This window comes from Rhizobium sp. SVR5-9E (genome assembly GCF_056755095.1).
In genome coordinates this window covers 1-342 of record NZ_JBNDHS010000296.1, presented here as the reverse complement: position 1 = coordinate 342, position 342 = coordinate 1, and the positions used below count along the sequence as shown (strand labels likewise).

Here is a 342-nt window from a genome sequence, read left to right as displayed (position 1 = left end):
AACAGCTCAAAAAGGAGTTATTGTGTACGCTAAATCAGTTGCTAGTCCTACAGATGCCAAAACAGTTAATATTACCGCAGAAGGCTACTATTATTTCGACGGCAGCGTTTGGCAGAAAATGACCGATGCAGCAGCCGGTGATACCACCAACGATGCCTGGATCAATGACACCACCAACGGTCTGGTAAAGTTAGGAACGAAGGCAGATGGTACAGCCAGAGCGGTGGGAACAGATTTTGTAGCAAAAGATAACGGTCAGGTAGGAATAGGGACAAGTAATCCGGATGCTAGCGCAGTTTTAGATGTTTCTGCGACCAATAAAGGCATACTGCTCCCTAGGGT

1 protein-coding gene is annotated in these 342 nt (G+C 46.5%); it reads left to right on the top strand.

The features are described from left to right. Positions 1–22: 22 nt before the first annotated feature. Positions 23–342 (top strand): hypothetical protein (locus ACPYOJ_RS34870; protein ID WP_481420307.1); only part of this gene is annotated, 320 nt, incomplete at its 3' end.